The sequence below is a fragment of the Streptomyces sp. NPDC088350 genome, from assembly GCF_044753545.1.
GTDB lineage: Bacteria > Actinomycetota > Actinomycetes > Streptomycetales > Streptomycetaceae > Streptomyces.
Genome location: NZ_JBIVNL010000020.1, coordinates 120,576 through 128,057, shown reverse-complemented (window position 1 = coordinate 128,057; position 7,482 = coordinate 120,576). Strand labels below are relative to the sequence as shown.

Annotated in this window: 5 protein-coding genes; 1 reads left to right on the top strand and 4 read right to left on the bottom strand. The window is 71.3% G+C overall.

What is annotated here, in order from left to right; genetic code table 11:
* Positions 1–366 precede the first annotated feature (366 nt).
* Positions 367–2,088, top strand: coding sequence for a fatty acyl-AMP ligase (locus ACIQBL_RS45425; RefSeq protein WP_401954197.1), 1,722 nt, complete (start codon positions 367–369; stop codon positions 2,086–2,088).
* Positions 2,089–2,172: 84 nt separating this feature from the next.
* Here the strand turns inward: ACIQBL_RS45425 and ACIQBL_RS45420 are convergent, their stop codons facing one another.
* From ACIQBL_RS45420 to ACIQBL_RS45405, 4 genes are read right to left on the bottom strand one after another with little or no spacing between them, the layout of a single operon-like run.
* Positions 2,173–2,472, bottom strand: coding sequence for an acyl carrier protein (locus ACIQBL_RS45420; RefSeq protein ID WP_401954194.1), 300 nt, complete (start codon positions 2,470–2,472; stop codon positions 2,173–2,175).
* A gap of 11 nt (positions 2,473–2,483) precedes the next feature.
* The gene (locus ACIQBL_RS45415) at positions 2,484–4,154 is read right to left on the bottom strand and encodes an acyl-CoA dehydrogenase (RefSeq protein WP_401954192.1); all 1,671 of its coding nucleotides are present in this window, start codon (positions 4,152–4,154) and stop codon (positions 2,484–2,486) included.
* Positions 4,144–5,886, bottom strand: a complete 1,743-nt coding sequence (locus tag ACIQBL_RS45410; RefSeq protein WP_401954189.1) for an acyl-CoA dehydrogenase family protein — start codon at positions 5,884–5,886, stop codon at positions 4,144–4,146. The genes ACIQBL_RS45415 and ACIQBL_RS45410 overlap by 11 nt, the downstream gene beginning before the upstream one ends.
* A 3-nt stretch (positions 5,887–5,889) precedes the next feature.
* Entirely contained in the window at positions 5,890–7,476 is a 1,587-nt protein-coding gene (locus ACIQBL_RS45405; protein WP_401954187.1) for an MBL fold metallo-hydrolase, read from the bottom strand.
* Between the last annotated feature and the right edge of the window lie 6 nt (positions 7,477–7,482).

The following is a 7,482-nucleotide window of genomic DNA, read 5'->3' as shown; positions in this document are numbered from 1 at the left end:
TTTCGTTCCTCCTGGTTACACGGCAGACCGAAAATCTGCGGCAGGTGACGGCCCCGGGCCGGGCGAACCCCGGTTCACCCCGCGCCTTCCACACCAACCAGAACCCTTCGGTCATCTCCCGATGCGCTCAGATTCATCAATCCGCAGGAGCATTATGAACAGCTTCACCGAGGCTCGGTAATCGCCGGTGTTCAACTGCGCAAAGAACGCAGTCGAACACCGTTCCCGCGAAGCCCGGTAAGACGTCGGACCCCAATACCGAACACGACGATAATTGCTCTACCGTAAACACGGAATTCGCACCGGTCGTTTATCGGTCCGCTTGGAGGTACTGCCTTGGCGCTCGACCTCGACAGATTCCGGAACGTGGCCGACTTGTTCGCCGAGTGCGCTGTCGCACATCCCGACCGGGTCGCCCTGACCATCGTCGACGGCTCGGCGGCAGCCGCCCACAGCAGCCTCAGCTACGGCGAGCTCGACCGCCGGGCCCGGGCCCGGGCGGCACGACTCGGCGCACGGTTCGGCGCCGGGGAGCGGGTCCTGGTGGTACTGCCGACCTGCGCCGAGTTCGCCGAGCTGCTGCTGGCCTGCCTCTACAGCGGGCTGGTCGCGGTGCCGGTTCCGGAACCCACCGGTTCCACCGCGGTCGAGCGGGTCGCGTCGATCGTGGCTGACAGCGCGCCCCGGCTGGCCATCACGACGGCCGGGGGCCGCGACGATCTCCAGGAGCAGCTGCACAGCCACGGGCTCGGGCAGCTGCCGGTCGAGGCGATCGGCGCCCCCGGACCCGACGCGCCGTCTTCACCCGGCCCCCGGCCTGACCGGGACTCGCTCGCTGTCCTTCAGTACAGCTCGGGCTCGACCGGCGAGCCGAAGGGCGTCGTGATCACGCACGGCGCGATCCTCGCCCACACCGAGGCGATGCACTCGCACGGCGAACTCGGCCCCGACGACGCCTTCGGCAGCTGGCTGCCCCTCCACCACGACATGGGCCTGTTCGTCATGTTCCTCGGGGGCATGCTCCTCGGTTCCCACGTCGTGCTGATGTCGCCGGTCGGCTTCAGCAGGCGCCCGGCCGAGTGGTTCCGGATGCTGGACCGCTACGGATGCAGCGTCACGGCAGGCCCGAACTTCGCCTTCGAGCTGTGCCTGCGTGCCGTACCCGACGCGAAGCTCACCGGCCTCGACCTGTCCAGGCTCCGCCGTCTCTTCAACGGCTCGGAGCCGATCCACCCGGAGAGTGCGATGGCCTTCACCCGCCGGTTCGCGGAGTACGGTCTGCGCCCCGAGACGGTCTCGCCCTGCTACGGGCTCGCTGAGGCCACCGCGTACGTCTCGGTCACACCGCGGCACGAGCCGCCGGTCATCCGGACCGTCGACCCGGCCAGGCTCGCCGCCGCGAAGGAGGCCGTGCTGGTGCCCGCCCTGGGCGGCCGGGACATCATCGGCGTCGGCACGCTGGGCGACATCGAGGCCAGGATCGTCGATCCGGCGAGCGGCCGCCGCCTGCCCGACGGCGCGGTCGGCGAGATCTGGCTCCACGGGCGGAGCGTCGGGAACGGCTACTGGGACAAACCCGACCTCACCGAGCGGATCTTCCGTGCCCGGTTCGCCGACGACCACCGAAACTGGTTGCGCACCGGCGATCTGGGGGCGTTCCTGGACGGCGAGCTCTTCATCACCGGCAGGATCAAGGAGATGCTGGTCATCGCCGGCCGCAACATCTTCCCGCAGGATGTCGAGCACGAGGCCCGCGCCGCCCACGAGGCACTCGCCGGCTTCGCGGGCGCCGTGTTCGGCGTCCCGGCACCCGATGAGCGCATGGTCCTCGTCCACGAGGTCAGTCCGGCAGTGCCCCACACCGAACTGCCCGAGGTCGCCACGGCGGTCGCGCGACGACTGGCGACCTCGCTCGGCATCCCGGTCCGCAACATGATGCTGGTTCGCCGCGGCACGGTCCGCCGCACCACCAGCGGCAAGATCCGGCGGGCCGCGATGCGCGAGCGCTTCCTGGCCGGCGACATCCGCGCAATCCTCACCCGGCTCGAACCCGCGGTGCAGCGGATGACCGCGGACAGCCCCCGTTGAGCCGAGCCGCCGGACACCAGCACGCCGGGCCGAGCCCGGCCCGGCGTGGGGCCGATGTGCGTCCGCGCCGAACTCGCGCAGGGCTCAGCGGTCGCCTCCTGCGACCGGCCCGTTCTCGGCGAACTGGCTGACGAGATGCGCGGTGAGAGCGCTCACCGTGTCGGTGTCCCACAGCAGAGTGGGCTCGATCACCGCGCCCAGGGTGTCCTCGATCTCGCCACAGAGCGCGAACGCATACACCGACTCCAGCCCGTAGTCGGCCAGCGAGACGTCCGGCTCGATGTGCTCGGGCGGCAGCCCCAGAAACTCGGCGATGCGAGCGATCAGCCAGGTCTGGATGGCCTCGGGTGAGTCACCGGGACGCACCGAGTTGCTGAGTGCCACGGAAATACCTCTCATCCTGCGATCTGACGCTCCGTCAGATCGAAAAGCCGGCTCTCACGGTGGCGATCCAGCGCGAGGTCGAACAAGGCCCGATCGCTGCTCTCCCGCTCGGCCTCGGTGAGCACCGCGGGGCCGCCGAGGCGGCGGTCCAGCTGGTCGAGGACGCCGGGGAGCGCGGCTTCCGGGTAGCGCCCCGCGTCGTACCGCCAGACCGCCAGCGAGCACGCGGCCGCGAGCAGGACTGTGTACCTGCCGGCAAGCGCGTAGGCGGCGGGCGAAGCGCCGATGGCGGGATCGGACGGCGCGAGCGCGGCACACTGACCGGTCAACGAGGTCAGCTCGGCCTGGAACCGCCGGGCGAACCGGCCCACCTGGGTTCCGGCCGGCTCCGTCGCGGCGAGTTCGGAGAGGGTGCCCATGACCGGGTCGCCGGGCGGCGGGCCGAGCGTGAACCGCGTCAGGTCCAGCGGGGGCAGCGGGCCGCCGAGGTCGAACAGTTCCGGTGGGGCGGCATCGCCGTCCGGCCAGGACCGCCGGGCGAACCGGGGCAGCTGCGGCCAGATGGTGACCAGGCAGGCGCTGCGCGAGATGTGCGCGAAGGTGGCCGCCGCGGCATCGCGGGCCAGCTTCTGGAACATCGCATACCGGCCCTCGCGCAGGTAGGACTGTGCGCCGAGCAGGAACCGCAGGTCTTCGATCGTCTCGAGCAGGATGCGTGACGTCAGGTACGTGGTGGCGGGCGCGTACACACTCATCGCACCGGGAACCAGGTGCAGTCCCCGCAAGCCCACGGCGGAGAGCGCGTCGATGGCCAGCAGACCGGCCAGGGCCCGTCCGGCGGTGGCGCGCACGTAGGGCAGATCGGCGGCCACCCCGCCGTAGAGGCGGCGCTCCAGCACGCAGTCGAGGGCAAGCCGCAGCGCGGTGTCCAGCGGCCCGGGCAGCAGCGCGGGCAGCACCGCGCGAGTCAGCTGGAACGAGCGCAGGGCGATCTCCTTGCCCTGACCCGGCCGGCCGAGCACGTCGCGGTCGGGCGCGGGGCAGTCACTCAGCCGGATACCGCCGAGCTGCACCCCGCGCAGGCCGGAGCTCCGGAGGCGCCGCAGGTCCTGCAGTCCGCCCGGCGGCACATAGCGGCGCCTGAGGAAGAACTGGCTGTGGCTGCCCGCCGCGTCGCCGGTCCTGGCGCACACCACCATGGCCTCACAGCGGCGGATGTCGGTCACGGTCTCCTCGCGCCCGGACAGCAGCCAGCCGTCGTCGGCCCGCCGGGCGGTGCAACCGGCGTCAGCGGAGTCGTTGCCGTGGCCGAACTCGTGGAAGGCGAGGGCGATCCGCCCGTTGCCGAGCAGGATGTCGGCCGCCTCGCGACACTGCTGCCGGGTGCCGGCGGCCCAGATGTCGACCGAGCCGAGGAGCGAGCCGGTCCCGTGGCCGACACCGAGGGAGGGATCGCGTCGCCACACGGCTCGCTGAACCTCGGCCAGCCGGTCGGCCCGGGTGAGCCGGCCACCGTACGCGGCGGGTACGAACTCGGCGTTCATCCCGTACTGGTCCAGCAGCCGCTCACCTTCGGCGAGCATCTCCTGCCGCTCGTCCGCGGCCAGGACGGCGGCGTGGCCGACGGGGTTGTCCGCATCGCGCGGATCGCCGAGCAGGGCCTCCAGCTTCTCAACTCCCACAGTCGCTCCCCAGGACCGGCAAGGGCAGCCCGAACGGTGTGATCCCGGCGCCGCCGGTGGCCGCCTCGACGACCACACCGGCCAGGGCTTCGTCGATGTCGTCGTCACCGGGGGCGGCGGCCGGCTCGGGGGTCCGCAACAGGCCTGCGGCCCTGGTCCGCAGCTCGCGCAACGCGGACCTGGCCCACAGTCCGTCCGCCCAGAGCGGCTGCCCGGTATGCCGCGCCGCGCCGGTCTGCCAGAGCCACAGGCAGGCCGCACCCGCGTAACAGAGCTCGTAGGCGGCGGCCAGTTCGTACGCGGCCATCGCCGGGCGGCGTGCCAGGGCAACCGCTCCCATCGCGGTGTGGAGTTCCTCGGCCGTGGCACTCAGCGCCTCCGCGTGCCAGGCCAGTCCCGGGTGGACCGGCCTCTCTGCGAGCGACCGGGCGAGCGAGGGCAGCGACTGCACCAGGCTGGATCCGTGACGGGATGTCAGCGTGAGCGCCGTCCGGTCCAGCGGGCGCTGCCCGCTGCCGGCGGCGACGGTGTCGGCCAGTCCGGCGGAGTTGACGGTGCCGGCCGCGAACGCCCTGGCCAGCCTGGGGAACTGCTGGATCAGGGCTGCCCGGTTCACCGGTGTGCTGCCGTCGAAGATGGCGACGATCCGGTGGTCGCGCCAGAGCTTCTCGAACGCGCCGTGCTCGTAACCGCCGGTCAGGAACGAGCGGGCGTCGAGCAACTCGGCCAGGTCCCCGAGCGCCGCGTCGACCAGGGTCGGGGTGACGCTCTTCACTACGGCGGAGGTCACCGCCATCTCCGCGGTGAGGCTGTGGATCGAACGGCTGCCGGCGAGCGCCACCGCCTCGCTCGCGGCGAGCAGCGCGGCACATCTCGCCAGGATCGAGGCGGGGCGGGCGCGCCCGGCCGGCGGCCGGCCGCCGAGGACGCGCGCAGCGGCGAACCGGGCCGTCAGCCGCAGCGCGTGCTCGCCCGCACCGAGTGAGAGGGCGGCACACATGGTCCGGGTGAGCTGAAGCGCGTGGAGCACCGTCGCGATCCCGGTTCCCTCGGCCCCGAGCATCGTGGCGGCCGGCACCCAGGCGCCGTCGAACCGGACTCCCGAGATGTCGATGCCGCGGATGCCATGGGTGCGGACCTTGGGCAGGTGCGAGACGGTGCCGGGCGCCAGCGCGGCCTTGTCCACCAGGAACAGGCTGTGGCCGCGGGGGTTGCCGGCCTGCCCCGTCCGGGCGAGCACGGTGAGCAGACCGGCCCGGGTCGCGTTGTTGACCGGCCACTTGACGCCGTCGAGCCGGTAGCCGCCTGATCCGGACACGGCTGTGAGCTCGCCCGCCAGCAGGTCGGCGCCGTGCTCCGGCTCGCTGAGCGCCCAGGCGACCGGGCCGCCGTCCAGGACGGCGGCGGCGGTCGAGGCGGCCTGCTCCGGACTGCCGGCGATCCAGACGCAGGCGGTGCCGAGGTAGGTCTTGCCGTGCGCCACGGCGGCGCTGACGTCGCGGCGCGCAACGCTCCGCAGCAGGCGGAGCAGTACCTCGTGGTCGTCGAGCCGGCCACCCCACTCGGCCGGCACGTAGAACGCGGGCAGACCCACGGCGTCCAGCCGGGCGCAGAGCCCGGCCGGGAACATCTCCGCGTCATCCAGCGCGGCGGACTCCCGCCGCGTCTCCTCCGGAGGGCCGAGGGCGGCCTCGACGGCCGCCTCCGCTCCCACGTGGGTCCGGGGAGGCATCACTCACCAGCGCCATTCGTGCTGGCCGAAGAGGTGATCGGCCTTGACGCCCTGCTCCGCGCACCAGGTGAGGAACTCCTTGACCTGCCGGAGCTGGAACGAGTCGTCGTTGTAGGTGGTGGCCATGACATGTCCGACCAGCCACTGCTCCTCGCCCATCGCGTAGATGTAGGCCTCGGAGGCGCCGAGCTGCTTCACGATCTCGGCGGCCTGGGCAGCATTGGACCCCGACAGGGTCCGGGAGTCGCTCATCTTCTTGGTCACCGGCTTGGTGAACAGCGCCTGGTACAGCCACGTCAGCGGGGCACCCGCGCACTCCATGCCGAGGAACGCCACGTCTACGTCCCCGACATGGGCCCGTATGTACTGGTAGAGCCCGGGGTCGATGCCCGACGAGTCGGCGCCTATGAAGATCGTTTTCCCGCCGATCTTCACGCAGTAGGTCGACTTGGCACGGATGTCCAGGTCGGCGTGCTCGCCGAGGAACGGCGTCGCGGTCACGCTTCCGCCGGGGAACTCGACCTCGGAGAAGTCGTCGACTTCGACCACCGGCAGGCCCAGCTGCCCCAGGTAGAGGCCGAGCGACGGGTCGGTGAGGTTCCCGCGTGAGGATCGCGGCACCACCACCGTGCCGATACGCCCGCGCAGCGCCAGAAGAGTCTCCAGAACGATGTGGTCCTGGTGTCCGTGGGTGATCAGCACCACGTCGATGTGGTCGGGCAGATCCCGGTAGGTGTACCGCCCCGACGCCGAGATGTCGGCGTTCACCCACGGGTCGGTCATGATCGCGGCCTCCGGCGTCTGGATCACCAGGCAGGCGTGACCGAAGTAGCGGATCCGCGCGCCCGAGCCGATCTCCCGGTCCGGCGCCAGGTCCGGCGCGCTCGTGAGCAGCCGACCGAGTCCCTTGACCTGCTGGTCGTCGAGGCCCAGCGCCTCACGCAGCCGGTTGACCGTCGTCGGCCGGATCCGCGCCTGGAGCAGTTCGTCCAGGCCTGGGTGCCGGAACGGGACCGGCAGCTCCAGCACGTCCTCGGACGGAAGCCGGGGGGTGCTCAGAATGAACGGCCGCTCGACACCCGTCTCCAGCGACAGCTGCACCGACTGCCGGTCCTCGGTGTAGGCCTTGCTGTCGTACACCAGGGGTTCGATGAACCTGACCGACGCCTGGTTGCTGGTGTCGTAGGCCAGTTCCACCAGGCCCGACAGCTCCGGCGGCAGCTTCGGATACAGCGGCGTCATGTCGAAGCCGGTCGCGCTCTGGCGCACCAGGTCCTCGGCCTGTGCCACCGCGCCGGCCAGCTTCAGCATGTCGGCACGGTCCCGCTTGATGGTGGCGAGGAGCTCGCCGATCTCCTTGCTCCGGTCCCCGTCGACGTTGACGAAGAGTCCGCCGCGCAGCTCCGGATTACGGCTCGCATTGGCGTGCACCTGCGGCGACTGAAGATATGACTCCAGCAGCGGAACCTGCACAAAGGCGAGGTTCATCGACGCCTGTACCGGCGCGACCGTGTGCAGCCACGCGTAGAACCTGTCCACCAGCGGCTCGATGTTCACGTCCTGCCGCAGGAAAACCTCGTCTTCACCCATACCCAT

Bases quoted from the DNA above. Each gene is read 5' to 3' on its own strand.
- ACIQBL_RS45410 (WP_401954189.1), bottom strand. From the start codon at position 5,886: ATGCCTCCCCGGACCCACGTGGGAGCGGAGGCGGCCGTCGAGGCCGCC.
- ACIQBL_RS45405 (WP_401954187.1), bottom strand. From the start codon at position 7,476: ATGGGTGAAGACGAGGTTTTCCTGCGGCAGGACGTGAACATCGAGCCG.